Source organism: Thermus parvatiensis (genome assembly GCF_001535545.1).
In the GTDB taxonomy this organism is placed as follows: domain Bacteria; phylum Deinococcota; class Deinococci; order Deinococcales; family Thermaceae; genus Thermus; species Thermus parvatiensis.
This window is the reverse complement of sequence record NZ_CP014141.1, coordinates 1,481,683-1,506,319: the sequence shown is the minus strand read 5'-3', so window position 1 is coordinate 1,506,319 and position 24,637 is coordinate 1,481,683. Positions and strand designations below refer to the sequence as shown.

General features: G+C 68.6%; 18 protein-coding genes and 10 pseudogenes. 17 read left to right on the top strand and 11 right to left on the bottom strand.

What is annotated here, in order from left to right:
• Positions 1-15 precede the first annotated feature (15 nt).
• From hspR to AV541_RS08145, 5 genes and pseudogenes are all read left to right on the top strand, one after another.
• Positions 16-717: a heat shock protein transcriptional repressor HspR, fused homodimer type gene (gene hspR / locus AV541_RS08160; protein WP_008631788.1), complete on the top strand. Its 702-nt coding sequence runs from the start codon at positions 16-18 to the stop codon at positions 715-717.
• Between the two features lie 71 nt (positions 718-788).
• Positions 789-1,718 (top strand): annotated as a pseudogene (locus AV541_RS08155) (M20/M25/M40 family metallo-hydrolase); the annotation flags it as partial.
• Positions 1,601-2,086 carry a M20/M25/M40 family metallo-hydrolase gene (locus tag AV541_RS13600; protein WP_420855395.1) on the top strand — a complete coding sequence of 162 codons (486 nt, stop codon included), beginning with the start codon at positions 1,601-1,603 and terminating at the stop codon, positions 2,084-2,086. The pseudogene AV541_RS08155 and the gene AV541_RS13600, both read left to right, overlap by 118 nt.
• 90 nt (positions 2,087-2,176) lie before the next feature.
• Complete coding sequence (locus AV541_RS08150; RefSeq protein ID WP_244880509.1) at positions 2,177-2,698, top strand: IS630 family transposase; 522 nt, start codon at positions 2,177-2,179, stop codon at positions 2,696-2,698.
• Entirely contained in the window at positions 2,695-3,219 is a 525-nt protein-coding gene (locus tag AV541_RS08145) for an IS630 family transposase (protein WP_060384667.1), read from the top strand. Before AV541_RS08150 ends, AV541_RS08145 begins: the two co-directional genes overlap by 4 nt.
• Positions 3,220-3,266: 47 nt before the next feature.
• Here AV541_RS08145 and AV541_RS08140 read toward each other — a convergent pair whose 3' ends face one another.
• The 5 genes and pseudogenes from AV541_RS08140 to purE form a co-directional block, all read right to left on the bottom strand.
• Positions 3,267-3,596, bottom strand: a complete 330-nt coding sequence (locus AV541_RS08140; protein WP_008631792.1) for a tRNA-binding protein — start codon at positions 3,594-3,596, stop codon at positions 3,267-3,269.
• A 40-nt stretch (positions 3,597-3,636) separates the two neighbouring features.
• Positions 3,637-4,771 (bottom strand): annotated as a pseudogene (locus AV541_RS08135) (phenylacetate--CoA ligase family protein).
• A gap of 54 nt (positions 4,772-4,825) precedes the next feature.
• A pseudogene (locus AV541_RS08130) lies at positions 4,826-5,879 on the bottom strand (glycoside hydrolase family 130 protein).
• A complete protein-coding gene (locus AV541_RS08125; protein WP_060384666.1) occupies positions 5,876-6,982 on the bottom strand; it encodes a 5-(carboxyamino)imidazole ribonucleotide synthase in 1,107 nt (368 codons plus the stop codon). Before AV541_RS08125 ends, AV541_RS08130 begins: the two are co-directional and overlap by 4 nt.
• Positions 6,979-7,472, bottom strand: a pseudogene (gene purE, locus AV541_RS08120) (5-(carboxyamino)imidazole ribonucleotide mutase). Before purE ends, AV541_RS08125 begins: the two are co-directional and overlap by 4 nt.
• 48 nt (positions 7,473-7,520) lie before the next feature.
• Here purE and AV541_RS08115 point away from each other — a divergent pair.
• Positions 7,521-8,477, top strand: a complete 957-nt coding sequence (locus tag AV541_RS08115) for a sodium-dependent bicarbonate transport family permease (RefSeq protein WP_008631801.1) — start codon at positions 7,521-7,523, stop codon at positions 8,475-8,477.
• Between the two features lie 3 nt (positions 8,478-8,480).
• Positions 8,481-8,783 carry a P-II family nitrogen regulator gene (locus AV541_RS08110; RefSeq protein WP_060384665.1) on the top strand — a complete coding sequence of 101 codons (303 nt, stop codon included), beginning with the start codon at positions 8,481-8,483 and terminating at the stop codon, positions 8,781-8,783.
• A gap of 28 nt (positions 8,784-8,811) precedes the next feature.
• Here the strand turns inward: AV541_RS08110 and AV541_RS08105 are convergent.
• Both AV541_RS08105 and AV541_RS08100 read right to left on the bottom strand, forming a co-directional pair.
• A pseudogene (locus AV541_RS08105) lies at positions 8,812-9,344 on the bottom strand (DedA family protein).
• Complete coding sequence (locus AV541_RS08100; protein WP_008631805.1) at positions 9,344-10,036, bottom strand: TerC family protein; 693 nt, start codon at positions 10,034-10,036, stop codon at positions 9,344-9,346. The pseudogene AV541_RS08105 and the gene AV541_RS08100 overlap by 1 nt, the downstream one beginning before the upstream one ends.
• A 198-nt stretch (positions 10,037-10,234) precedes the next feature.
• On the opposite strand from AV541_RS08100, the gene AV541_RS08095 reads away from it, so the two are divergent.
• From AV541_RS08095 to gcvPB, 8 genes and pseudogenes are all read left to right on the top strand, one after another.
• Positions 10,235-10,570 (top strand): metal-sulfur cluster assembly factor, encoded by a 336-nt coding sequence (locus AV541_RS08095; protein WP_008631806.1) that lies wholly within the window; start codon positions 10,235-10,237, stop codon positions 10,568-10,570.
• Between the two features lie 18 nt (positions 10,571-10,588).
• Positions 10,589-12,317, top strand: a pseudogene (locus tag AV541_RS08090) (NAD-dependent malic enzyme).
• Positions 12,318-12,321: 4 nt separating this feature from the next.
• Positions 12,322-13,201 (top strand): annotated as a pseudogene (locus AV541_RS08085) (DNA double-strand break repair nuclease NurA).
• A complete protein-coding gene (locus AV541_RS08080) occupies positions 13,198-14,925 on the top strand; it encodes an ATP-binding protein (RefSeq protein WP_060384664.1) in 1,728 nt (575 codons plus the stop codon). The pseudogene AV541_RS08085 and the gene AV541_RS08080 overlap by 4 nt, the downstream one beginning before the upstream one ends.
• 12 nt (positions 14,926-14,937) lie before the next feature.
• Positions 14,938-15,986: pseudogene (gcvT, locus tag AV541_RS08075) on the top strand (glycine cleavage system aminomethyltransferase GcvT).
• An 18-nt stretch (positions 15,987-16,004) separates the two neighbouring features.
• Positions 16,005-16,391: a glycine cleavage system protein GcvH gene (gene gcvH, locus AV541_RS08070; protein WP_060384663.1), complete on the top strand. Its 387-nt coding sequence runs from the start codon at positions 16,005-16,007 to the stop codon at positions 16,389-16,391.
• A gap of 105 nt (positions 16,392-16,496) precedes the next feature.
• Entirely contained in the window at positions 16,497-17,813 is a 1,317-nt protein-coding gene (gene gcvPA / locus AV541_RS08065; RefSeq protein WP_060384662.1) for an aminomethyl-transferring glycine dehydrogenase subunit GcvPA, read from the top strand.
• On the top strand, positions 17,810-19,234 hold the full coding sequence (gcvPB, locus tag AV541_RS08060; protein WP_060384661.1) for an aminomethyl-transferring glycine dehydrogenase subunit GcvPB: 1,425 nt from the start codon (positions 17,810-17,812) through the stop codon (positions 19,232-19,234). The genes gcvPA and gcvPB overlap by 4 nt, the downstream gene beginning before the upstream one ends.
• On the opposite strand, the pseudogene ribF reads toward gcvPB, so the two are convergent.
• Together ribF and ndx4 are read right to left on the bottom strand one after the other, a co-directional pair.
• Positions 19,231-20,113, bottom strand: a pseudogene (gene ribF, locus AV541_RS08055) (riboflavin biosynthesis protein RibF). The gene gcvPB and the pseudogene ribF overlap by 4 nt on opposite strands.
• On the bottom strand, positions 20,091-20,603 hold the full coding sequence (gene ndx4, locus AV541_RS08050) for an ADP-ribose pyrophosphatase Ndx4 (RefSeq protein WP_082709664.1): 513 nt from the start codon (positions 20,601-20,603) through the stop codon (positions 20,091-20,093). Before ndx4 ends, ribF begins: the two are co-directional and overlap by 23 nt.
• On the opposite strand from ndx4, the pseudogene AV541_RS11185 reads away from it, so the two are divergent.
• Both AV541_RS11185 and AV541_RS08035 read left to right on the top strand, forming a co-directional pair.
• Positions 20,602-21,974 (top strand): annotated as a pseudogene (locus AV541_RS11185) (amidohydrolase). The gene ndx4 and the pseudogene AV541_RS11185 overlap by 2 nt on opposite strands.
• 26 nt (positions 21,975-22,000) lie before the next feature.
• Complete coding sequence (locus AV541_RS08035; protein WP_060384658.1) at positions 22,001-22,507, top strand: 2'-5' RNA ligase family protein; 507 nt, start codon at positions 22,001-22,003, stop codon at positions 22,505-22,507.
• On the opposite strand, the gene AV541_RS08030 is transcribed toward AV541_RS08035, so the two are convergent.
• Together AV541_RS08030 and rpoD are read right to left on the bottom strand one after the other, a co-directional pair.
• Positions 22,491-23,318, bottom strand: a complete 828-nt coding sequence (locus tag AV541_RS08030; RefSeq protein ID WP_060384657.1) for a DMT family transporter — start codon at positions 23,316-23,318, stop codon at positions 22,491-22,493. The genes AV541_RS08035 and AV541_RS08030 overlap by 17 nt on opposite strands.
• 47 nt (positions 23,319-23,365) lie before the next feature.
• Entirely contained in the window at positions 23,366-24,637 is a 1,272-nt protein-coding gene (gene rpoD / locus AV541_RS08025; RefSeq protein ID WP_011172619.1) for an RNA polymerase sigma factor RpoD, read from the bottom strand.

The window sequence follows — 24,637 nt, the reverse complement described above, 5'->3', positions numbered from 1 at the left end:
AGGAGCTAAGGGCTTATGGACAAGGTGGTGGACAAGGACCGCCCCGTGTACGTGATTTCGGTGGCGGCGGAGCTTGTGGAGATGCACCCGCAGACGCTTCGGCTTTACGAGCGGAAGGGTTTGATCAAGCCGAAGCGGTCCAGCGGGAAGACGCGGCTTTACTCGGAGCGGGACATTGAGAAGCTGAGGGAGATCCGCCGCCTGACGCAGGAACTGGGGGTGAACCTGGCAGGGGTGGAGGAGATCATGCGGCTTCGCTCGGAGCTCGAGGCCCTCCAGGCCCGCTTTGAGGCCGAGGTAGCCAGGCTCAAGGCGGAGATCGGGGACCGCTTCCAGGAGCTTGAGCGCAAGGCCCTGCCCCCGCCCGGGGAGACGCCAAAGCCCTCCCCCAAGGACCGCCCCGTGTACGTGATTTCGGTGGCGGCGGAGCTTGTGGAGATGCACCCGCAGACGCTTCGGCTTTACGAGCGGAAGGGTTTGATCAAGCCGAAGCGGTCCAGTGGGAAGACGCGGCTTTACTCGGAGCGGGACATTGAGAAGCTCCGGGAGATCCGCCGCCTGACGCAGGAACTGGGGGTGAACCTGGCAGGGGTGGAGGAGATCATGCGGCTTCGCTCGGAGCTCGAGGCCCTCCAGGCCCGCTTTGAGGCCGAGGTGGCCAGGCTCAAGCTCCTCCTTTTGGAGAAGGAAAAGGAAGAGGTCTTGGGCGGGGGCTGAGGGCCCCCCTCTGCGCCCCGAAAGGGCCTCCCCGGTTGCGGGAACGAGATGCGGGCGTTTAGGGTATCCTCGTGGACCTCACCGAGCTTTTTGCCTTTCTGTCCATCCCCTCCGTCTCCACCGACCCGGCCCGGCGGGAGGACGTGCGCCGGGCGGCCCTTTGGCTTGCGGAGAGGCTTAAGGCCCGGGGCTTCCGCACCGAGCTCCACGAGACCCCCCTCCACCCCATCCTCTACGCCGAGCGGTTCGTGGACGAGAAGGCCCCCACCGTCCTGGTCTACGGCCACTACGACGTCCAGCCCCCGGATCCCCTGGAGCTTTGGGAAAGCCCGCCCTTCTCCCCGGTGGTGCGGGAGGGCCGGATCTACGCCCGGGGGGCCTCCGACGACAAGGGGCAGCTTTTCGCCCACGTCCTGGCGGCGGAGGAAGCCCCGGTCAACCTGAAGTTCCTGGTGGAGGGGGAGGAGGAGATCGGAAGCCCCCACCTCCCCCCCTTCGTGCGGGCGAACCGGGAGAAGCTCCGGGCGGACGTGGTGATCGTCTCCGACGGGGCCATGTTCGCCCCCCTCACCCCCACCCTCACCTACGGCCTAAGGGGGCTTTGCTACCTGGAGGTGCGCCTTAAGGGGGCAAGGCGGGACCTCCACTCGGGGGCCTTCGGAGGCGTGGCCCCGAACCCCATCCAGGCCCTGGGGTGGCTCCTCGCCCGGCTGAAGGACGAGAGGACGGGGAAGGTCCTGATCCCGGGCTTCTACGAGAGGGTGCGCCCCGTCCCCGAGGAGGAAAGGGCCCTCTGGCCCTCCCTGGACGAGGAGGCCCTGAAGCGGGAGCTCGGGGTGGAGGTCCTTCCGGGGGAGGAGGGCTACGCCCCCCTGGAACGGCTTTGGGCCCGGCCCACCCTGGACCCGAACGGCATCTGGGGCGGCTACCAGGGAGAGGGCTCCAAGACGGTGATCCCCGCCGAGGCGGGGATGAAGCTCTCCATGCGCCTGGTGCCGGACCAGGACCCGGAGGAGGTGGTGGACCAGGCCGAGGCCTACCTGAAGGCCGTCTGCCCCCCGGCTACGCCCTGGAGGTGCGGAGGCTCCACGGAGGCAGGCCCGTCCTCACCGACCCCTTTAGCCCGCCCATGCGCCTTATGGCCCGGGCCCTGGAGGAGGTCTGGGGAAGGCCCCCCGTCTACACCCGGGAGGGCGGGACGATCCCCGTGGTGGCCGAGCTCAAGGAGACCCTGGGGGCGCCCATCGTCCTTCTGGGCCTGGGGCTTCCCGACGACAACCTCCACGCCCCCAACGAGAAGCTGGACCTGGTGAACCTGGAGAAGGGTGTGGAGGTCATAAGGCGTTTCCACCGTCTACTTGCGGGGTAGACGCCCCGCCGGGGGTGGGGTTTGCCCCACGTGCCCCGGGTTTGGGCCTTGGGGCACGCCTTATACCCTTTCTTGTTGTATCCTTCGTCTATGACCGTGGCCGACCACCTGACCCTGAACGAGCTGTGGCAGAGGGTCAAGAAGGCCAAGGACCCGATAGAGAAGCACCGCTTTCTGGCCGTCTACCACGCCAAGCGGGGACTCACCGCCAAGGAGATCGCCAAAATCACCCTCAGCTCCACCCGCTGGGTCCAGGAGACGGTGCGGCGCTACAACCGGGAAGGACCGGAGGGCTTGAGGGACAAGCGGCACCAGAACCCGGGCCAGAAGCCCAAGCTGACCCCGGAGGAGCAGAGGAGGGTCCTGGAGGCCCTCCAGGGTCCCCCACCCGACGGGGGCCTGTGGACGGGGCCCAAGCTCAGGGACTGGGTAGAGCGGGAGCTGGGGAAGAAGCTCTCCCTCTACCCCATCTACCGCCTCCTCCACGAGATGGGGTTTGCTCTGCGGGCGCCCCGCCCCCGGCACGCCAAGGCGGACGGGGAGGCGCAGGAGGCGTTTAAAAAAACCTCTCCGCCCAGGTCCAGGAGGCGAGGGCCGAGGGGAGGAAGGTGAGGCTTCTGGCGTATGACGAACACCGTTTGGGGCTCAAGCCGGTGTACCGGCGGGTATGGGCCCGGCGGGGAGAGAGACCCTTGGCAGTGGGGGCGCACCGGTACCGGTGGTTTTATGTGTGCACCTTTGTGGAGCCGGAGACGGGGGAGAGCCTGAGCCTTTTGGTGGACGGGATAGACACGGAGGTGATGGGCTGGGTTTTGCGGGAGCTTCGGGCCTGGCTTGGGGAGGGGGAGGAGGCGTGGGTGGTCTTGGACCAGGCGGGGTGGCACGTGTCGGGGCGGGTGGAGGTGCCAGAGGGGGTGCGGCTGGTCTTCCTGCCGCCCTACAGCCCGGAGCTGCAGCCGGTGGAACGGGTGTGGCCTTTGGTGAACGAGGCGGTGGCCAACCGGTACTTCCGGGACCTTGAGGAGATGATGGAGGCGGTGGCCGAACGGTGCCGGGTCCTTGCCCAGGACCCCGAGACCCTCAGGCGGCACACCCTGTTCCACTGGTGGCCTAGGACGAAGGAATTAGCATAAAAGGGTATTATAGGGCCCCCACCGCGGCTTTCGCCGCGGTGGGGTCTTTAGAAGACCCTCCCCCCCAGGGGCACCTCCCGGTCCGGGGCGAGGAGGACCACCCGCCCCGCCTCGTCGGGGACCCCGAGGACCAGGACCTCGGAGAGGAAGCCCGCCACCCGCTTGGCCCCGAGGTTCACGGCGCAGACCACGAGCCGGCCCACCAGGTCCTCGGGGCGGTAGAGGTCCGTGATCTGGGCCGAGCTCTGCTTCACCCCGAGGGGCCCGAGGTCCACCCAGAGCTTGTAGCTGGGCTTGCGCGCCTTCTCGTGGGGCTCCGCCCGGAGGACCCGCCCCACCCGCAGGTCAAGGATCTGGAAAGCTTCCAGAGGGGTCATGTCCGCTTTCCCCGCCACCTTCGGGAGCCCCCGGGGCCCTTCAGAAGCGGCGGTCCAACAGGAGGCCCCCTTCCAGGGTTTCCACCAGCTCCACCTCGTCCACCTTGAGCCCCGTGGCCTTCTGGATGGCCTCAAAGAGGCCGGGGGGAACCTTTTCCGCCTTGAGGCGTAGGACGAGCTTGTCGGTGCCTTCCAGCTTCCTCTCCACCACCACCTGGAAGCCCTTGGGGTCCAGGCCGAAGCCCGCCAGGATGGGGGCGAGCTCCGTGGGGTAGAGCTTCACCCCCTTCACCTTCACCATCTGGTCCGTGCGGCCGAAGACCCCGCGGGGAAGCACCGTGAGGCCCTCCCGCCTTTCCGCCACCGCCAGGTCCCCGGTGCGGAAGCGCACCATGGGCATGAGGGTGCGGCTTAAGGCGGTGACCACGAGCTCCCCCTTTTCCCCGTCCGCCACGGGCCTTAAGGTCTCGGGGTCCAGGACCTCGAGGACGGCCATCTCCGGGATCTCCCAGAGCCCGTCCTTTTCGGGCCGCTCCCCGGCCACGATGCCGAGCTCGCTGGTGCCGTAGGCGTCCAGGGCCACGCCCCCAGGGCCTCCTCCACCCGCTCCCGGAAGCCCGGCACGGAGGTGAAGGGCTCCCCCCGGCAAGGAGCAAGGGGAAGCGCCCTCCCGCCTGGGCCACCTTCAGGGCGAAGGAGGGGTTGGTGACGAGGACGTCAAAGCCGTAGCGCTCCCCGAGCTCCGCCACCCGCTTCGCCTCCCCGGGCCCGTGGGGAAAGACCAGGTTCCCCGCCCGCCAAAGGGCCTGGTGGAAGAGCCACCCCCCCGCGAAGACGTGGTAGCTGAAGGCCACGAGCACCTTCTTGCCCACGAGGCCGAGCCTTCTGTAGTGCGCCGCCAGGGCCTCGGCCTGGTAGTGGAGGTCCTCCTGGGAGAGGTACTCGGGCATCCAGCCCAGGACGGGGCTTGGGGTGAGGTGCATGAGGCTCGCCCCTTCCGGGGGCTTGGGGTTTTCCCCGAGGTAGGCGAGCCACTCCTCCCGGGTGGTGGGGGGGAGGGAGGAGAGGTCCTTTAGGGTGAGCTTTTCCGGGTCCACGTCGCGGAGCTTCTCCCGGTAGACGGGGTGGGCCTTCGCCTTGGCCACCACTTCTTTGAACCTCGCAAGCCGGTCCACGTCCACCTCCTTCGGCTTGGGTGGGATTATACCCTTGGGGGCGGGGGCTTGGCGTTAGAGGGGCACCACCCGCTTCAGGACCTCCTCCAGGGGCGCGGTGAAGACCCCGATGGCGTAGTCCCCCACGCCCCCACGAAGACGAGCTCCTCCCCGTGGAGGAGGAGGCCGTTGCCGTAGAGGGTGAGGGGGCGGTCCCCGTAGCACTCCACTAGGCCCTGGGGAGCGAGGAGGTAATGGGAAAGCCCCAAAGGCCGCCCTTCCGGGCTTAGGCGCATGAAGCCGTGGCGGTAGGAGAGGTCGTGGCGGAGGATCCCGTGGTAGGCCACGAGGTAGGTGCCGTCGGGGAGCCTCAGGGCGTTGGTGGACCAGCCCACTTTGTACTCAAAGGCCTCCGGAGCGAGGACGGGCCGGAGGTCGTAGGCCTTGAGGGTCTTGGGGTCCAGCCTGCCCCGCCAGCAGAGGTCGGGAAGGCCCGAGAGGCTGGGCCTGAGGAGGATGTGGTCCCCCTCGAGGAAGGTGGCGTTCTTGGTGGGGAGGTAGAGGGCAAGCCCCGTCTCCTCCCCGGAGAGGCCGATGCGGATGGGGGCCTTCCGCTTGAGCTGGAAGGCCTCGTCAAACTCCGCCAGAGAGAGGATGGCGGTGAAGACCTCCTTGCTGTCGGTGTTGCGGGCGTCCCCCAGCTTCCCCACCCCCGTGTAGAAGAGGGCGTACCCCTCCTCCCGGCGGTGGGCCCTGGCGTCCTCGCACCCCCGCACCGCTTCAAAGAGCTCCGTGGGGTAGAGGAGGATGCGCACGGGGAGGGGCCTGGGGATCCGCCCCGCGAGGAGGTCCTTTAGGGGCAAGGTGGCGTGGCCGATGGCGGAGGCGTAGCTGTAGTACTCAAAGACGAGGCGGGGGAAGAGGTGGACCACCTCCCCCTCCAGCACCGCCCCGGGGTTAAAGACCGCCAGCGGGCGGCGGGGGTAGTTCTCCACGTACACATCCTCGGGCCGATGTACACCCTGCGGGCGAAAAGGTCCTCCGTGTGGGGGCCCCTAAGCCCCCGGGCCCGGCTGAGGAAGAGCCGGGCCTCCTCCTTAAGGGTTTCCTCCAGCTCGGAGATGGTCATACTCCCTCCCAGGGAAGCTCGGAGACCAGGCGCGAAAGCCGCGCGAGGCCTTCCTTCAGGGCCTTTAGGCCGTCCCGCCTCAGGGTGATGTGCCCCACCTTGCGCCCGGGGCGCACCGCCTTGCCGTACCAGTGGAGGTGGGCCCCCTCTACCTTTAGGACCTCGGCGAAGGGGGGCTTTTCCCCGATGAGGTTCACCATGGCGCTTTGGCCCCTGGGGGCGGTGCTCCCCAGGGGAAGGCCCAGGACGGCCCGGAGGTGGTTCTCAAACTGGCTCGTCTCCGCCCCCTCTATCGTCCAGTGGCCGGAGTTGTGCACCCGGGGGGCCATCTCGTTGAAGAGGAGTTCCTCACCTACCTGGAAAAACTCCAAGGACAAGACGCCCACGTAGTCCAGGGCCTCCATGGCCCTCAAGGCGTAGGCCTCCGCCTTCTTCTGCAGGGCCTCCGAGGCCCCGGGGGCCGGGGCCAGGGAGAGCCTGAGGATCCCTCCCCGGTGGCGGTTTTCCACCAGGGGATAGAAGGCCACCTCCCCCGTCCGGCCCCGGACGGCGAGCAGGGAGACCTCGCGGTCAAAGGGGACGAAGCCCTCCAGAATAAGCCCCCTTCCCCCCAGGGCCTTCAGGGCCTCTAGGGCCTCTTCCTCCTTGCGCACCAGGGCCTGCCCCTTGCCGTCGTAGCCGCCCCGCCTCGTCTTGAGGAGGGCGGGAAGGCCTACCCGCTTTAGGCCCTCCTCCAGGTCCTCGGGGCCGTCCACGGGGTGGAAGGGAGGGGTGGGCACGCCGAGGCCCTGGAAGAAGGTCTTTTCCCGGAGGCGGTCCTGGGCCACCTCGAGGGCCTTCGCCGGGGGGTAGAGGGGAAGCCTCCCTTCCAGGCGCCTCGCCGCCTCCACGGGGACGTTCTCAAACTCGTAGGTGATGAGGTCTAGGCCCTCGGCGAAGCGGGAAAGGGCTTCCTCGTCCAGGAAGTCCCCCACCACGAGTGCCCCCACCTGCCCGGCGCAGGCCTCTGGGGAAGGGTCCAAAAAGCGGAAGGAAAGGCCCAGGGGATAACCCGCCAGGGCCAGCATCCGCCCGAGTTGCCCTCCGCCCAGGATCCCGATCACGCCTCCTCCCTAGGGTCGGGGTGGGCGAGGACGGCCTCCGTCTGGGCCTTGCGGTAGGCCTTGAGGCGCTTTAGGATCTCAGGGTGCTTGAGGCCCAGGATGCTTGCGGCAAGCAAAGCGGCGTTCACCGCCCCCGCCCGCCCGATGGCCAGGGTGCCCACGGGGACGCCCGCGGGCATCTGCACGATGGAGAGGAGGGAGTCCAGGCCTTTTAGGGCCCGGCTTTCCACCGGCACCCCGAGGACGGGCAGGGCGGTGTGGGCCGCGGTCATGCCGGGGAGGTGGGCCGCCCCCCGGCCCCGGCGATGATCACCTGGATCCCCCGTTCCTCGGCGGTCTTGGCGTACTCCGCCATGAGGTCTGGGGTGCGGTGGGCGGAGACCACGCGCACCTCGTAGGGGATGCCCAGGGCCTCGAGGGTCTCCGCCGCGTGGCGCATGGTCTCCCAGTCGGAGCGGGAACCCATGATCAGGCCTACCAACGGCGCCATCGTACCGGATTGTAAAAGCCCTTCCTCCTTTGGTAAAGCGGTGGGGGTATGGACGCGCTGGAGCTTTTGCGCCTCAACCTCCTCTCCCCCATGGTCCTCGCCTACTTCCTGGGGATCGCGGCCAGGCTTTTAAAGAGCGACCTCGCCTTCCCCGAGGCCCTCTACACCGCCCTTTCCATCTACCTCCTCTTCGCCATCGGGTTCAAGGGCGGGGTGGAGCTTGCCCACACGCCTTTTTCCGTGGTGCTCCTCCCCGCCCTCTTCACCCTGGCCCTGGGGCTTTTCCGCCCCTTCCCCGCCTACCTCCTCGCCCGGCGGTTCCTCCGGGTGGGGCGGGAGGACGCCGCCGCCCTCGCGGCCCACTACGGCTCGGTTTCCGCCGTCACCTTCCTCGCCGCCCTCACCTTCGTCCAGGCCGTGGGGGACGCCGCCCCGGGGTTCATGCCCACCCTGGTGGCCCTTTTGGAGGTGCCGGGGATCGTGGTGGCCCTCCTTTTGGCCAAGCGGCATAGCGGGAGGCTTTCCGAGGCCCTCCACGAGGTCTTGGCCGGCAAGAGCGTGGTCCTCCTCCTTGGGGGGCTTATCATCGGCGTCCTTTCGGGGGAGGCGGGGATGGAGCGGGTCAAGCCCTTCTTCGTGGACCCCTTCTACGGAGCCCTCACCCTCTTCCTCCTGGACCTGGGGATGGTGGCGGCCTCGAGGCTTTCCGTCCTCCGCCAGGTGGGCTTTAGGCTCGTTCTTTTCGGCGTGGGCCTGGCCCTTTTCCACGGGGCCCTTGGGGTCTACCTGGGCCACCTGGTGGGGCTTTCCGTGGGCGGGGCCACGGTCTTGGGGGCCATGTCGGCCAGCGCTAGCTACATCGCCGCCCCTGCCGCCGTGCGCATCGCCCTGCCCGAGGCCAACCCCAGCCTCTACCTGGCGGCCAGCCTGGCGGTGACCTTTCCCTTTAACCTGGTTCTGGGCATACCCGTGTACCACGCCCTGGCCACGTGGATAGGGGGGTGAAGCATGGACCTGGTGCCGTTGAAGCTGGTGACCATTGTGGCGGAGAGCCTTCTGGAGAAGAAGCTGGTGGAGGAGGTCAAGCGCCTGGGGGCCAAGGGCTACACCATCACCCCGGCCCGGGGGGAGGGTTCCCGGGGGATAAGGAGCGTGGACTGGGAGGGACAGAACATCCGCCTGGAGACCATCGTGAGCGAGGAGGTGGCCCTGAGGATTTTGCAAAAACTCCAGGAGGAGTACTTCCCCCACTACGCCGTCATCGCCTACGTGGAGAACGTGGAGGTGGTTCGCGGCGAGAAGTACGTGTGATCCCCGGGAAGCCCTGGGCTCCTTGGCCTCAGGGGCGGGAGGGGCGCCTGGAGAAGAAGAGGCCCAAGGCCCCAAGGAGCAAAAGCCCTCCCAGGATGGCCCAAAGGGGGAGGTGCTTCCCCAGGAAGTAGCCGAGGAGGAAAAGCCCCTGGGTCCAGAGGAGGCTCCCTAAGGCCACCAGGGGGAGGAAGCGGCCAAGGGGATAGCCCAAGGCCCCGAAGAGGAAGGGGACGAGGGTGCGCACGCCCCCGACGAAGGGGGCGAGGAGGAGGGCCAGGGGGCCGAAGCGGGAAAGAAGCCGCTCTCCCTTTTTCCAGAGGTCCTCGGGAAACCGCTTCCTCAATGGCTTTCCCCCGTAGCGCCCGAGGGCGTAGCCCAAAAGGTGGCCCAGGAAACTCCCCAGAAAGAGGAGGGGGAGGAGGGGGAAGGCCTCAAGGCCTCCTTCCGCCGCCAAGGCCCCCAGGGCGAGAAGGAGGGTGTCCCCCCGGGGACGAAGAGGCCGATGGGAAGCCCCGTCTCCAGGAAGAGGGAGAGGGGGGCGAGGAAAAGAAGGCCCTCCATCAAGCGGTCTTCGGCACCCGCGTGGCCCATAGGCTCCCCAAGAGGAGGACGAGGAGGATGAGGAGGCTAAAGGCCTCCTTGTCCAGGCCCAAGACGAGCTCCGGGCGGTGGAGGACCTCCTTGGCGAACTTGTCCCACCCCCCCGCGGCGAGCTTCACCCCGGCGAGGCCCACCACCACGTAGGCCAGGTGCTTGAAGCGGGGGTAGCGGTCCAGGAGGTTCACCACCAGGCTGGCCAGCATTCTGAGGGCCAGGATGCCCAGGAAAACCCCGGTGTAGATCACCCAGAGTTTGTCGGAAATGGCCACGGCCACCAGGACCGAGTCCACGGCGAAGGCCAGGTCCATGAGCTCCACCTGGGCCACCACCTTCCAGAACTGGGCGGCGGAGACCTCCAGGGGCGGGGGGGCGTGGGCCTCCTCGGGCTTCAGGAAGTGTTTGAGGGCGATGTAAAGGAGGTAAGCCGCTCCCAAGGCCTGGGCCCACCAGAGCTTGATGACCCAGGCGGCGAAGAGGAGGGCGAGGCCCCGGAGCACGTAGGCCCCCAGGATCCCGTAGAAGAGGGCTTTCCGCCTCAGGTGTACGGGAAGCTTTTGCACCATGACCCCGAGGATGAGGGCGTTGTCCGCCGAGAGGATGACCTCGAGGACGACGAGCGTGAAGATGGCCGAAAAGGCGCCCGTGAGTTCCACACTCCCACCTCCCAAAAAGAAAGCACCACCGCCAGGCGCGGTGGTCTCGCCCGAGGGCTTTCGCCCTCCCGGCCCCCGGGGCCTTTAGGCCCGTCCTGACGGGGTACCGGCCTTGGGGCTACTCCCCAACCGGACCCAGTATACAAAGGTGAGGCCCTGGGGAGAAGGGGTGGAGGCCTTGGGGCTATACTCAAAGCCATGGACGAGGCCCGGAAGGAGCTTCCCACGAAGGAGCAGGTCCTCGAGGCCCTGAAGGTGGTCTACGACCCGGAGATCCCGGTGAACATCGTGGACCTGGGCCTGGTCTACGACGTGGAGGTCCACGAGAACGGGGTCGTGGACATCACCATGACCCTCACCGCCATCGGCTGCCCCGCCCAGGACGTGGTCAAGGCCGACGCCGAGATGGCCGTCATGCGCCTTCCCGGGGTGCAGGGGGTGAACGTGGAGTTCGTCTGGACCCCGCCCTGGACCCCCGCCCGCATGACGGAGGAGGGCAAGCGCATGATGCGCATGTTCGGCTTCAACGTCTAGGCGTGGGAGCGTGGCCCCATGCCCATAAGCCGCTACTACGACGTCAAGCGGGACGAGAAAGGCGAGCGCTACCTGGAGCCCTACGTCACGGGTTTTTTGCTCCTTAGGCTTCCCCTCCTCAACAAGGGCACGGCCTTCACTGAGGAGGAGCGCCGCCTCTTGGGCCTCGAGGGCCTCCTCCCCCCCACGTCCACACCCTGGAGGAGCAGAAGGAAAGGGTCTACCGCCGCTACCGCCTTCAGACCTCCCCCTTGGAGAAGCACATCTACCTGCGCCACCTCCAGGACCGGAACGAGGTCCTCTTCTACGCCCTTGTGGTGGACCACCTGGAGGAGATGCTCCCCATCCTCTACACCCCCACGGTGGGGGAGGCGGTGCGGGAGTTCTCCCACATTTACCGCTATCCCCGGGGCTTCACCGCGAGCACCAAAAACATTGACCGGATAGACGAGGCCCTCCAGAACGTCCCCCTGGAGGACGTGCGCCTCATCGTGGCCACGGACTCCTCCGCCATCCTGGGGATCGGGGACCAGGGCTACGGGGGGATGGCCATCAGCATCGGCAAGCTCACCCTCTACACCGCCGTGGGCGGGGTGGGCCCCGACAAGACCCTCCCCGTGGAGCTGGACGTGGGCACGGACCGGGAGGACCTCCTCAAGGACCCCCTCTACCTCGGGGTGCGGCACCGGCGCCTGCGGGGGGAGGAGTACTTCCGCTTCCTGGACCGCTTCGTGGAGGCGGTGAGGCGGCGCTACCCCAAGGCCCTCATCCAGTGGGAGGACTTCGCCAAGGAGACGGCCTTCCAGGTGTTGGAGCGCTACCGCAAGGTCATCCCCTCCTTCAACGACGACATCCAGGGCACGGGGGCCGTGGCCCTGGCCGGGGTGCTCTCCGCCTGCCGCTTAAAGGGGGAGAGGCTTTCGGACCAGGTGGTGGTGGTCTATGGGGCGGGGGCCGGGGGGATCGGGGTGGCCTGGGCCTTGGTGGAGGGGATGAAGCGGGAAGGGCTAAGCGAGGAGGAGGCCAAGGCCCGGGTTTTGGTGCTGGACTCCCGGGGGCTTTTGGTGGAGGGGCGGAGCATGGAGGCGTACAAAAGGCCCTTCGCCCAAAGGCCCGAGCGCCTAGGGGGCTGGCGCTTTTCCGGGGAGTACCCAGGCCTCCTGGAAACCATCCAAAACGCCCGGGCCACGGTGCTCCTGGGCCTTTCCGGCCAGGCGGGAAGCTTCACCGAGCCCGTGGTGCGGGCCATGCTGGCGAACACGCCCCGCCCCGTGATCTTCCCCCTCTCCAACCCCACCTCGGCCACGGAGGCCCTTCCGGACGACCTCGTCTACTGGACGGAGGGGCGGGCCCTGGTGGCGGCGGGAAGCCCCTTCCCCCCGTGGGGTTTAAGGGCCGGGTCATCCCCATAGGGCAGGGGAACAACGCCTTCATCTTCCCGGGGCTTGGCCTCGGGGCGGTGCTCTCCCGGGCCCGGGAGGTGACGGACGGGATGGTCCTCGAGGCCGCCTACGCCCTTTACGACTACACCCGGGAGCACTTTCCCGAGCGGGTCTACCCCCCGGTGGCCCGGTTGCGGGAGGTCTCCCCCTACGTGGCCGCCCGGGTGATGCAGAGGGCCCTGGAGGAAGGGGTGGCGGAGGAGGCTAGGGTCCAGGGGCTTGCCCTCGAGGCCCTCCTGGACTTCGTCAAAAGCCGCTTCTGGGAGCCAAGGTACCTCCCCTACCGCCCCGCCCCGGTAATCTAGGGGCATGGCCTGGCGCCTCTTGCGCCTCGAGCCCCTGGGGCTCCAAGAAGGCCCCGCCTCTCCCCCGGAGCCCGAGGCCTTCCGGCCCCTGGAGGAGCCCTGGGAGGCTAAGCGGGGAGGGCAGGCCCCCTGGCCCGAGCCCCTCTACTTCGTGGACGGGAGGGAGCGGGCCGAGGCCCTGGTGGCCCAGGGGCCCCGCCTGGCCCTCCTGGGCTGCGTGGCCGCGGGGGCGGTGGCCCTGAAGGGGGGAAAGGTTGAGGTCTTGGGCCTGAGGGTACGCCGCGTGGGGGTTGGGCTGGAGGAGGCCCTTCAGGCGGGGGAGCTTGTCTACGCGCCCGTCCCTACTTTGGGCGAGGGGCTTGAGGGGCTAATGGCGGGGCTTCGCGCCGCCCGGGAGGCTCTGGAGAGGAAGGTGGCCGAGGGGCTTTCTGAGGGGCTTCTCGTAGTGGATGGCCCCGTGCGCCTTCTCCGAGAAGGCCCCCTCCTCGGCTACATCAAGACCCACTGGGTCCGCTACCTGCCCAAGGAGCGGGAGGCCCTCCTCGAGGCCCTGGCCCCGGGGGAGCGCACCCCCGCCTTCCGCGTCCACCGGAAGGGGCTGGAGCTCGCGAGCTGGTATGTGCGCCTGCCTCTGCCCCCGGAGGGGCTTCGCCCCCCTTGGCGGGGCTTTTGCGGGTGGAGACGCCCCTTTCCGGCCCCTTCCTGGAGCTCGCCGACCTCTCCTTGGGGCTTTTCCCCGCCTTGGCCTCCCACCCGGTGAAGGACCCCAGGGCCCCCAGAACCTCCTGCCCGTGGGGGGGCTGGAGCGGGAGCTTTCCCGCAGGATGGGCAGGCCCGAGGTGGTGGGCCGCATGCTGGCGAGGTACTTGGGAGGTGCGAGGTGAAGCGTATCGGCGTGGTCTTGGGCCGGCGGGAGGCCACCCCCTTGGAGTTCTGGGTGGGGGTGGAGGGGGACGGGCTTTTGCGCCTGGACGACCTGGTGGTGGTGGAGGGCTTCCACCCCCAGGTGGGCCAGGTGCGCTTCTTCGGCATGGTGGACCACGTGGCCAAGGTCCACGAGGGGGAGAGCTTTGACACCGACACCTTCCTGGCGGTGGAGGGGAAGCTCCCTGTGAGCCTGGCCTACGTGGCCCACGTGAGCGTGACCCGCATCCTCCCCGAGGAGTTCTTCCCCCCGGACCCGGGCTCCCCCGTGTACTTGGCCCAGGAGGAGGATCTGGAGCTCGCCCTCTACTACGACGCCATGCGGAACCAACGGGGAAGCACCAAGCTCCCCGCCGGGCTTCTCAAGAACGGGGAGGTGGCCTACCTCAACCTGGAGTTCTTGAACGGCGTCAAGGGCGGGCACGTGAACATCTCCGGTATCAGCGGGGTGGCCGCCAAGACCAGCTACGCCACCTTTCTCCTGAAAAGCCTCCTGGAAAGCGGGGTCCTCGAGGACGCCCACCAGGCCAAAGTCCTCCTCTTCAACGTCAAGGGGGAGGACCTCTTCTTCCTGGACAAGCCCAACGCCCGCCTCACCGAGGAGGCGCGGAAGGCCTACGCAAGGCTTGGCCTCCCTGCGACCCCCTTCCAGAGCGTGGCCTTCCTCGCCCCGCCCAAGAAGGCGGGCTACCTCCCGGACGTGGACACCCGGCTGGAGGGGGTGGAGGCCTACCACTGGGACCTGGTCCAGTTCTGCCAGAGGGGCCTCCTTCCCTTCCTCTTCGCCGACCGCGCCGCCATGACCAACCTGGGCTTCCTGGTGGCCCACGTGACGGAGAAGCTCAAGCGCCTCGCCGAGGGGCAGAAGGGCCCCCACCTCCAGGTGGAGGACTGGCCCGGGGGGGAGGCTTCCGAGGGGATGAGCTTTGACCAGCTGGGAAAGGCGCGCCTCAAGAGCTTCTCCGACCTCGTGCGCTACCTGGAGTACAAGCTCCTGGGCCCCGAAACCGGGGAAGGGGAGGGGGACAAGACCTGGACCGCAAGGCAGGCCAAGGGGACCCTGGAGGCCTTCGTCCGCCGCCTCAAGGCGAGCGTGGAGAACGTGGGCCACCTGATCCGAGGGGACCGCCCGGGAAACCCCCCAGACCCCCTTTCCGGAGAACAGGTCCACGTGGTGGACCTGGCCAAGCTCTCCCCCCAGGCGCAGATGTTCGTGGTGGGAAGCCTTCTCAAGGACCTCTTTGAAAGGAAGGAGCGGGGGCAGTACCGGGGGAGGGTCTTCATCGTCTTGGACGAGCTCAACAAGTACGCTCCCCGGGAGGAGGAAAGCCCCATCAAGGACGTGCTCCTGGACATCGCCGAGAGGGGCCGCTCCCTCGGGGTGATCCTCATCGGGGCCCAGCAGACGGCGAGCGAGGTGGAAAGGCGCGTGGTGGGGAACGCGGCCATAAGGGTGGTGGGCCGCCTGGACGCCGCCGAGGCGGAGCGCCCCGAGTACCGCTACCTTCCCACCTCCTTCCGCCAAAGGGCCCTCATCCTCCCCCAGGGGGCGGTGATCCTCCACCAGCCCGAGATCCCCGTGCCCCTCCTTGTCCACTTCCCTTTCCCCGCCTGGGCCACCAAGAGGGAGGAGGTCCTGGAGGACAACTCCGCCGAGGCCCTGCGCCGGGAGTTCTTCGGGTAGGATGGCCTTGCCATGAAGAAGACCCCGCTTTACGAGGCCCACCTCCGCTTGGGAGGGCGGATGGTGGACTTCGCCGGGTACCTCCTCCCTCTCCAGTACACCTCCATCGTGGAGGAGCACCTGGCCGTGCGCCGGGCGGCCGGGGTTTTTGACGTGAGCCACATGGGGGAGTTTCTGGTCCGGGGCGAGGAGGCCCTGGCCTTCCTTCAGTGGGCCACGGTGAACGACGCAGGCAAGCTCAAGGTGGGAAGGGCCCAGTACTCCATGCTCCCGAACGAGCGGGGCGGGGTGGTGGACGACATCTACCTCTACCGCCTGGGGGAAGAGGAGTACCTCATGGTGGTGAACGCCGCCAACATCGCCAAGGACCTCGCCCACCTCCAGGCCTTGGCCAAGGGGTTCAGGGTGGAGCTTGAGGACGCCTCCGAAAGGACCGCCCTCCTCGCCCTCCAGGGCCCCAAGGCGGCCTCCCTCCTCCAGGGGCTCACCAATCTGGACCTTTCCCAGAAGCGGAAGAACGACGTCTTCCCCGCCCGGGTGGCGGGCCGGCCCGCCCGCCTCGCCCGCACGGGGTACACGGGGGAGGATGGGTTTGAGCTCTTCCTCGCCCCGGAGGACGCCGAGCCCGTCTTTCTGGCCCTGGTGGAGGCCGGGGCCAAGCCCGCGGGCCTCGGGGCCCGGGACTCCTTGAGGCTCGAGGCGGGCTTCCCCCTCTACGGCCACGAGCTCACCGAGGAGACCAACCCCCTCTGCACCCCCTGGGCCTGGGTGGTGAAGAAGGAAAAGGCGTTTTTGGGCAAGGAGGCCATGCTGACCCGGGCCTGCCGGGAGCGCCTCGTGGGCCTCGTTCTGGAAGGGGGCATCCCCGGGAGGGCTACCGGGTGCTCTCCGGGGGCCGCCCCGTGGGCCGGGTGACGAGCGGCGGGTATTCGCCCCTGCTGCAGAGGGGCATCGCCCTCGCCTACGTGGAGGAAGGGGCGGAGGGGCCTTTCCAGGTGGAGGTCCGGGGCCGGGCGGTCCCCGCCGCCCTTAGTCCCCTCCCCTTTGTGCCGCTAAAATAGCGGGGGTTGGGAGGCGCTATGGATATCCCTAAGGACCGCTTTTACACCAAAACCCACGAGTGGGCCCTGCCCGAAGGCGACACGGTGCTCGTCGGCATCACCGACTACGCCCAGGACGCCCTCGGCGACGTGGTCTACGTGGAGCTACCTGAGGTGGGCCGGGCGGTGGAGAAGGGCGAGGCGGTGGCGGTGGTGGAAAGCGTCAAGACCGCTTCCGACATCTACGCCCCCGTGGCCGGGGAGATCGTGGAGGTGAACCTCGCCCTGGAGAAGACCCCGGAGCTCGTCAACCAGGACCCTTATGGGGAGGGCTGGATCTTCCGCCTGAAGCCCAGGGACATGGGCGACCTGGACGAGCTCTTGGACGCCGGGGGCTACCAGGAGGTCCTGGAAAGCGAGGCTTAGAAGGATGCGTCCCAAAGGCCCTTCCCTCGCCCGCGGCTTAGGGTAGGAAGGGCGCTTTGTGGCCCCGGGGCAAATGGCCCTGGGATTTTGTTTGAGGATGGAGACATGGACTACACGCCCCACACGGAGGAGGAGATCCGGGAGATGCTCAGGCGGGTGGGGGCGGCCTCCCTGGAGGACCTCTTCGCCCACCTGCCCAAGGAGGTCCTGAACCCACCCATAGACCTCCCCGAGCCCCTGCCCGAGTGGAAGGTTCTGGAGGAGCTGAGGCGCCTCGCCGCCCAAAACCTCCCCGCCCACAAGGCCTTCCTGGGCGGGGGGGTGAGGAGCCACCACGTCCCCCCCGTGGTCCAGGCCCTGGCCGCACGGGGCGAGTTCCTCACCGCCTACACCCCCTACCAGCCTGAGGTGAGCCAGGGGGTTCTGCAGGCCACCTTTGAGTACCAGACCATGATCGCCGAGCTCACAGGGCTGGAGATCGCCAACGCCTCCATGTACGACGGGGCCACGGCCCTGGCCGAGGGGGTGCTCCTCGCCCTCCGGGAGACGGGGAGGATGGGGGTCCTCGTCTCCCAAGGGGTCCACCCCGAGTACCGGGCGGTGCTCCGGGCCTACCTCGAGGCGGTGGGGGCGGAGCTCAAAACCCTCCCCCTGGAAGGGGGAAGGACCCCTGCGCCCGAGGTAGGGGAGGGCGTGGGGGCGGTGGTGGCCCAGAACCCCAACTACCTGGGGGCCCTGGAGGACCTTGGGCCCCTTGCCGAGGCCGCCCACCGGGCGGGGGCCCTTTTCGTGGCCGTGGCCGACCCCCTCTCCTTGGGGGTCCTCAAGCCCCCGGGGGCCTACGGGGCGGACATCGCCGTGGGGGATGGGCAGGTTCTCGGCCTCCCCATGGGCTTCGGCGGCCCCCACTTCGGCTTTCTCGCCACCAAAAAGGCCTTCGTGCGCCAGCTTCCGGGGAGGCTCGTCTCCGAGACCGTGGACGTGGAGGGAAGGCGGGGCTTCATCCTCACCCTCCAGGCCCGGGAGCAGTACATAAGGCGGGCCAAGGCCAAGAGCAACATCACCACCAACGCCCAGCTCACCGCCCTCATGGGGGCCATGTACCTCGCGGCCTTGGGGCCTGAGGGGCTTAGGGAGGTGGCCCTGAAGAGCGTGGAGATGGCCCATAAGCTTCACGCCCTCCTCCTGGAGGTCCCGGGGGTCAGGCCCTTCACCCCCAAGCCCTTCTTCAATGAGTTCGTCCTGGCCCTCCCCAAGGACCCCGAGGCGGTGCGGCGGGCCCTCGCGGAGCGGGGCTTCCACGGGGCCACCCCGGTGCCCAAGGAGTACGGGGAGAACCTCGCCCTCTTCGCCGCCACCGAGCTCCATGAGGAGGAGGACCTCCTGGCCCTGCGGGACGCCCTTAAGGAGGTTTTGGCATGAGCTTTCCCCTGATCTTTGAACGGAGCCGGAAGGGAAGGCGCGGCCTCAAGCTGGTGAAGGCGGTGCCCAAGGCGGAGGACCTGATCCCCAAGGAACACCTGCGGGAGGTCCCGCCCCGCCTCCCCGAGGTGGACGAGCTCACCCTGGTGCGCCACTACACCGGGCTTTCCCGCCGCCAGGTGGGGGTGGACACCACCTTCTACCCCTTGGGGTCTTGCACCATGAAGTACAACCCCAAGCTCCACGAGGAGGCGGCGAGGCTTTTTGCCGACCTCCACCCCTACCAGGACCCCAAGACGGCCCAGGGGGCCTTAAGGCTCATGTGGGAGCTTGGGGAGTACCTCAAGGCCCTCACGGGCATGGACGCCATCACCCTGGAGCCCGCCGCCGGGGCCCACGGGGAGCTCACGGGAATTCTGATCATCCGCGCCTACCACGAGGACCGGGGGGAGGGGAGGACGCGGCGTGTGGTCCTGGTCCCCGACTCGGCCCACGGCTCCAACCCCGCCACCGCCAGCATGGCGGGCTACCAGGTGCGGGAGATCCCTTCAGGCCCCGAGGGGGAGGTGGACCTCGAGGCCCTGAAGCGCGAGCTCGGCCCCCACGTGGCCGCCCTCATGCTCACGAACCCCAACACCTTGGGCCTCTTTGAACGGCGCATCCTGGAGATCTCCCGGCTCTGCAAGGAGGCGGGGGTGCAGCTCTACTACGACGGGGCCAACCTGAACGCCATCATGGGCTGGGCGAGGCCCGGGGACATGGGCTTTGACGTGGTGCACCTCAACCTCCACAAGACCTTCACCGTGCCCCACGGCGGGGGCGGGCCCGGCTCGGGCCCCGTGGGGGTGAAGGCCCACCTGGCCCCCTACCTCCCCGTGCCCTTGGTGGCCAAGGGGGAGGAGGGCTTCTACTTGGACTTCCATCGGCCCAAGAGCATCGGCCGGGTGCGGAGCTTCTACGGGAACTTCCTGGCCTTGGTCCGGGCCTGGGCCTACATCCGCACCCTGGGGCTAGAGGGCCTTAAGAAGGCGGCTGCCCTCGCCGTCCTCAACGCCCGCTACCTGAAGGAACTCCTCAAGGAGAAGGGCTACCGGGTGCCCTACGACGGGCCCTCCATGCACGAGTTCGTGGCCCAGCCCCCCCAGGGCTTCCGCGCTTTGGACCTCGCCAAGGGGCTTTTGGAGCTCGGCTTCCACCCTCCCACGGTCTACTTCCCCTTGATCGTCAAGGAGGCCCTCATGGTGGAGCCCACGGAGACCGAGGCCAAGGAGACCCTCGAGGCCTTCGCCGAGGCCATGGGAGAGCTTTTGGAGAAGCCCAAGGAGTGGCTGGAAAACGCCCCCTACTCCACCCCGGTCCGCCGCCTGGACGAGCTTCGGGCCAACAAGCACCCCAAGCTCACCTACTTTGACGAGGGCTAAACCCCGAAATAGGCCCGGGCCTCGGCCACGTCCTGGGCGATCTGTGCTTTAAGGGCCTCGAGGCTAGGGAAGCGCCTCTCCTCCCGGAGGCGCTTGAGGAAGCGCACCCGCACCTCCTCCCCGTAAAGCTCCCCGGCGAAGCCGAGGAGGTGCACCTCCAAGCGCCTTTCCTCCCCCCCAGGGTGGGCCGCGTCCCCACGTTGGCCACCCCCTTGTAGCGCCCGAAAGCCCCTTCCGCCTCCACGGCGTAGACCCCGGGGGGAAGGACCTTCAAGGGGTGGACGGCGAGGTTGGCCGTGGGGAAGCCGAGCCGCCTTCCCATCCGGTCCCCCTCCACCACCACCCCGTAGGCCCCGTAGGGGCGGCCCAGGAGGTGGCGGGCTTCCTCCACCTTTCCCTCCTTGAGGAGGGCGCGGATGCGGCTGCTCTTCACCGCCTCCCCCGCAAGGCTCAAGAGGGGGACGACCCGGGTGGGGGCCACCCGCTCCAGGGCCTCCGGGCCCCCCGCCCGGCCCCGGCCGAAGCGGAAGTCCTCCCCCACGTAGATCCGGCTCGCCTGAAGGGCCCTTAAGTCCTCCAGGAAGGCCTCGGGGGGTCTTCTGGCGAACTCCTCGTTGAAGGGCACCGCCAGGATCAGCTCCACGCCCACCCCCCTCAGGGCCTCCACCTTCTCCTGAAGGTCCATGAGGAACCCTTCCCCCGGGTGAAGACCTTGGTGGGGGGGTCAAAGGTGTAGACGAGGAGGGGCTCCTTCAGGGTTTTGGCCTCGGCCAGGGCCTGGCGCAGGAGGTACTGGTGGCCCAGGTGCACCCCGTCAAAGGAGCCCACGGCCACCACCTTGGGGCCTTTGGGGACGTCAGCGACCTCGGAGAAAAGCATGGTAGTAGAGCACTCCCACGAGCCCCGTGGCCGAGAACTCCACCTCGCCCCTTTGGTGCATCTCCAAGGCCCTTTCCGGCTCCAGCCAGACCACCTCTATGGCCTCGTCCTCGTCGGGCTGGGCCTCCACCTCCTTTAGGTTCTCCGCGAGAAAGACGTAGGTCTTCTCGTCGGTGAACCCGGGGGAGACGAAGTAGCTGAAGAGGTAGGTGAGGTCCCCGCTAAGGCCCGTCTCTTCGGCGAGCTCCCTCCTTGCCGCCTCCAAGGGGTCCTCCCCGGGCTCTATGAGGCCCGCCGGGATCTCCAGGGGGGCGAGGCCCACGGCGGGGCGCATCTGGCGGACGAAGAGCATTTTTCCCTCCCTCAGGGCGATCACCGCCACGGCGGGCTTGTGTTCCACGATCTCGTAATGGCCTTCCAGGGCCAGGTTCAGGATGCGGCCCCGGTAGAGGTAGGTGCGTTCCACGCCCCCATAATAGACTCTTCCCATGTGGCTCACAGACGGTCGCTTAAGCCTCCTCATTGAGGGGGAGCGCATCGCCCGGGTGGAGGCGGGAAGGCGGGGGCACTTCTTTGAGGCCCTCACCCCGGGTCTCCAGGACGCCCACGCCCACCCCCTCTACTGGGGGGTGGCCTTGCGGGGTCTGGACCTTTCCAGGCTTAAGGACCCGGAGGCCGTGGCCCGGGAGGTGGCGCGGAAGGCCCAAAAGCTCCCCCGGGAGCCTGGGTGGAGGGGCAGGGCTTCCTCTTCGCCTCGCCCCCGCCCCCGGGGCTTTTGGACCGGGCCGCCCCCGAGCACCCCGTCTTCCTGCGTAGCCGCGACCTCCACTCCGCCTGGATCAACCGCCGGGCGGCGGAGCGGGCGGGCCTAAACCCCCACACCCTTCCTCCCGAAGGAGGGGGCTTCCTGCGGGACGGGGAGGGTGTGCCCTACTATCTCCTGGAGCGGGCCCAGGAGCTCCTTGCGCCGCACCTCCCCCCGCCCTCCCCCGAGGATCTGGCGCGGGGGCTTTGGGACTTTGCCCAAAGGGGGTACACCGCCCTCCACGCCATGGGCTACGAGCCCCCGGAGGCCCTGGACTGGGCCTTGGGGATGGAGCTGCCCGTGCGGCTCTGGTGGGCCCTGCCCCGGGGGGCGTGGGAGGGGCGGCGGCCGGGGTGGTACGGGGACTTGCACCTCGCCGGGGTCAAGTTCTTCGCCGACGGGGCTTTAGGGAGCCGCACCGCCTGGATGCACGCCCCCTACCCCGACGGGACCTTCGGCATGCCCTTGGATGCCCTCGAGGCCATCCGGGAGGAAGGGGAGAGGGCGCTGAGGGCGGGCTTCACCCTGGCCGTCCACGCCATCGGCACCCGGGCGGTGGAGGGGGTCTTGGGGGTCTTCCGGGACCTCGCCCCCCTGGCCCGGGAAAGGGGGCGCACCTTGCGGATGGAGCACGTTCAGCACGTTCGCGACGAGGCCCTTCCCCTCTTCCCGGGGCTTCCCCTCGCCCTTTCCCTCCAGCCCCTCCACCTCCTTCTGGACCAGGCCTTGGTTCGGGCCTACGGGCTTCCCGTGAAGGAGGCCTTCCGCTTCCGGAGCCTCAAGGCCACGGGCCTTCCCCTGGCCTTCGGCTCCGACGCCCCTGTGGCCCCGCCCGAGTACGCCCAGAACCTGGAGGCCGCCCTCCACCACCCCCTGAACCCGGAGGAGGGGCTTTCTGAAGAGGAGGTCCTTTGGGCCCACACCCTCGGGGCCTCCCTGGCGGCGGGGTGGGCGGACTACGGGCGCATCGCCCCCGGGGCGCGCGCGGACCTCACCCTGTGGGAGGGGAAGAGGCCCGTGGGCCGGGTGTACCGGGGAAACCTGGAGATTTTTTAGGAGACGGTTGAGGTATACTGCGCCCCATGTACGGGGTCCTGGTCTGGCCCCCCGAGGACCTCCGCCGCTTTATGGAGGAGCTCCAGGCGGCCCGGGGTGTCCGGGGCTTCGGCCCGCCCCACCTCAACCTCCGCCAGCCCTTTGACTGGCCCTACGAGGAGGAGGCCTTGCGCATCGCCCTGGCGGGGATCCTGCGGGGCCACCCCCCCTTTCGCGTCCGCCTGGGGGACTGGCGCTTCTTCCCCCAGGGGGTGGTCTACCTCCGGGCCTACGGGGGCGGGGCCTTCCGGCGCCTCTACCACGCCCTGGAGCCCCTGGCCCCGCCCCTCAAGGAGATTGAGGGGCCGAGCTACATCCCCCACCTGACCCTGGCCCTGGGCCTCTCCCCGGAGGAGGCGAAGGCCCTGGCGGAAAGCCTCCCGCCCCCGCCCCGCCGCTCCTTCCTGGTGCGGGAGGCGGCCTTGGTGCGGGACGAAGGGGAAGGGCTCGTGGAGGTAGCCCGCTTTCCGTTAGGCCCTAGCCCAGAGCGATGAGGGCCATGGCCAGGAGGCTGAGGCCCACCCCCGTAAGCCGCCCGCGGGAGAGCCTTTCCTTCAGGACGAGCCAGGCCAGAAGGACCGTGAAGACCGGGTAGAAGGAGGAGAGGACCGCCGCCACGTCCAGCCGCCCGGCCTGGGCCGCGAGGAGGAAGAAGAGGTTTCCCCCGGCGTCCCCGAGGCCAGCGAGGAGGACCCATGGGGCCTCGCGTCCTCCAGGCCAGGGCTTGGCCCTGAGGGCGGTGGGGAGGACCAGGAGAAAGGCGGTGAGCTTGGCCCAGGCGGCGGGATAGAAAAGCCCCTCCACCCGGTCCATGAAGGCGTAGAACCCGCCGAAGCCGAGGCCGGCGAGGAGGGCGAGGCCCAGGTTCCCCGGGCGCGCCCGGCCTTCGGGCCGGGAGACGAGCCAGACCGCGAGGAGGCCCAGCCCCATGCCCAGGGCGGGGAAAAGGCCCGGCCACCCCTCGAGGAGGGCCCCCAGGGCCACGGGGAGGGCCGTCCCCACCACCCCGGCCACGGGGGCGGCGAGGCCCATCTCCCCTTGGGCCAGGGCCCGGTAAAAGGCGAGGAGGCCGAGGGCCCCGGAGGCCCCGCCCAAAAGGGCATAGGGAAGGTCCCGCCCTTGGGGCGCCTCCCCGAAGACCTGGGCCAGGAGGAGGAAGAGGAGGAGGCCGATGCCGGAGGCCCAGAGGACCACGGCCTGGGCGTGGGCCCGGCGGGAGGCCATCCCGCCGCCGAAGTCCCCGGCCCCCCAGGTGAGGGCGGAGAGGAGGCCGAAGCCTAGAGGGAGGAGGAGGTGGGCGTCCATGGGAAGCGTGGGGGGGCGTCTTCGGGGCCCCCTCTGGCGAAGGCGACTTAGTCCAGGAAGTCCCTGAGCTTCCGCGTGCGGGACTCGTGGTACTTGAGCTTGCGGAGGGCCTTGTTCTCAATCTGGCGGATCCTTTCCCGGGTGACGCCGAAGAAGGCCCCCACCTCCTCCAGGGTGTGCTCCCGCCCGTCAATGAGCCCTTTCCGGAGCTTTAGGACCATGGCCTCGCGCTCGGAGAGCTTGGACAGGGCCTTCTCCAGCTCCTCGGAGAGGAGGCTCTGGGTGGCGGCGTCCACCGGGGAGGGGAGGTGCTCGTCGGGGATGAAGTCCCCGTAGAAGCTGTCCTTCTCGTCGCCGATGGGGGTCTCCAGGGAGACGGGCTCCTGGGCGATCTTGAGGGTTTCCTCCACCCGCTTGGCGTCCCAGCCCGGCCCCATGGCCTCGGCGATCTCCTCGTAGGTGGGCTCCCGGCCGAGCTCCTGCTGGAGCTGCCTTGCGGTTCGGGAGAGCTTGTTGATGGTCTCCACCATGTGGACCGGGATGCGGATGGTGCGGGCCTGGTCGGCGATGGCCCGGTTGATGGCCTGCCGGATCCACCAGGTGGCGTAGGTGGAGAACTTGAAGCGGCGCTTGTACTCAAACTTCTCCACCGCCCGGATCAGGCCCTGGTTTCCCTCCTGGATAAGGTCCAGGAAAGAGAGGCCCCGTCCCGTGTACTTCTTGGCGATGGAGACCACGAGCCGGAGGTTGGCCTCAATGAGGTGCTGCCGGGCCGCCTCCCCTTCCCGGGCGATGTGGAGGTAGCGCTTGTGCTCTTTAGGGAGGCTTTTAAGCTTCTGATCAATCTCCTCCACGGTCTTGGGGTCCAGGGTTTCCTTGAGGCCGGGGATGTGCCGCACCCGGGCCGAGCCCAGGATCTTGGCCCGGACCACCTCCCGGATGAGGTCGGGGTCAAGGCCGGTGATCTCGGAGAGCTTCTTGATGGCCTCCATCCCCTCCTCCACCTTCCGGGCGAGCTCCACCTCCTCCTCCAGGGTGAGGAGGGGGACCTGGCCGATCTCGTGCAGGTACTGGCGCACGGGGTCGGAGGTGGAGATCTTGGGGATGGGGAGGTCTTCTTCCTCCTCCTCCAGGTCCAGCCCCTCGCCCTCCTCGGGCAGGTCCAGGAGGTCGTCCTCCAGGGCGAGGTCCGGGTCCTCGAGGTCGGGGTCGGGCTCCCCCTCGGGGAACTCGGGGAGCTCCTCCGCCTCCTCCTGGACCAGGACCTCGGTCTCCTGGGCCTCCTGGGCCTGGGCGTTTTTGCGCTTGCTCTTCTTCAA

What these genes read in the sequence shown, in the direction of transcription:
- AV541_RS08150 (WP_244880509.1), top strand. Translation starts at nt 2,177, where the DNA reads ATGACCGTGGCCGACCACCTGACCCTGAACGAGCTGTGGCAGAGGGTC.
- AV541_RS08030 (WP_060384657.1), bottom strand. Translation starts at nt 23,318, where the DNA reads ATGGACGCCCACCTCCTCCTCCCTCTAGGCTTCGGCCTCCTCTCCGCC.
- AV541_RS08035 (WP_060384658.1), top strand. Translation starts at nt 22,001, where the DNA reads ATGTACGGGGTCCTGGTCTGGCCCCCCGAGGACCTCCGCCGCTTTATG.
- gcvPB (WP_060384661.1), top strand. Translation starts at nt 17,810, where the DNA reads ATGAGCTTTCCCCTGATCTTTGAACGGAGCCGGAAGGGAAGGCGCGGC.
- gcvPA (WP_060384662.1), top strand. Translation starts at nt 16,497, where the DNA reads ATGGACTACACGCCCCACACGGAGGAGGAGATCCGGGAGATGCTCAGG.
- AV541_RS08115 (WP_008631801.1), top strand. Translation starts at nt 7,521, where the DNA reads ATGGACGCGCTGGAGCTTTTGCGCCTCAACCTCCTCTCCCCCATGGTC.
- AV541_RS08110 (WP_060384665.1), top strand. Translation starts at nt 8,481, where the DNA reads ATGGACCTGGTGCCGTTGAAGCTGGTGACCATTGTGGCGGAGAGCCTT.
- hspR (WP_008631788.1), top strand. Translation starts at nt 16, where the DNA reads ATGGACAAGGTGGTGGACAAGGACCGCCCCGTGTACGTGATTTCGGTG.
- gcvH (WP_060384663.1), top strand. Translation starts at nt 16,005, where the DNA reads ATGGATATCCCTAAGGACCGCTTTTACACCAAAACCCACGAGTGGGCC.
- ndx4 (WP_082709664.1), bottom strand. Translation starts at nt 20,603, where the DNA reads ATGGGAAGAGTCTATTATGGGGGCGTGGAACGCACCTACCTCTACCGG.
- AV541_RS08140 (WP_008631792.1), bottom strand. Translation starts at nt 3,596, where the DNA reads ATGACCCCTCTGGAAGCTTTCCAGATCCTTGACCTGCGGGTGGGGCGG.
- AV541_RS08095 (WP_008631806.1), top strand. Translation starts at nt 10,235, where the DNA reads ATGGACGAGGCCCGGAAGGAGCTTCCCACGAAGGAGCAGGTCCTCGAG.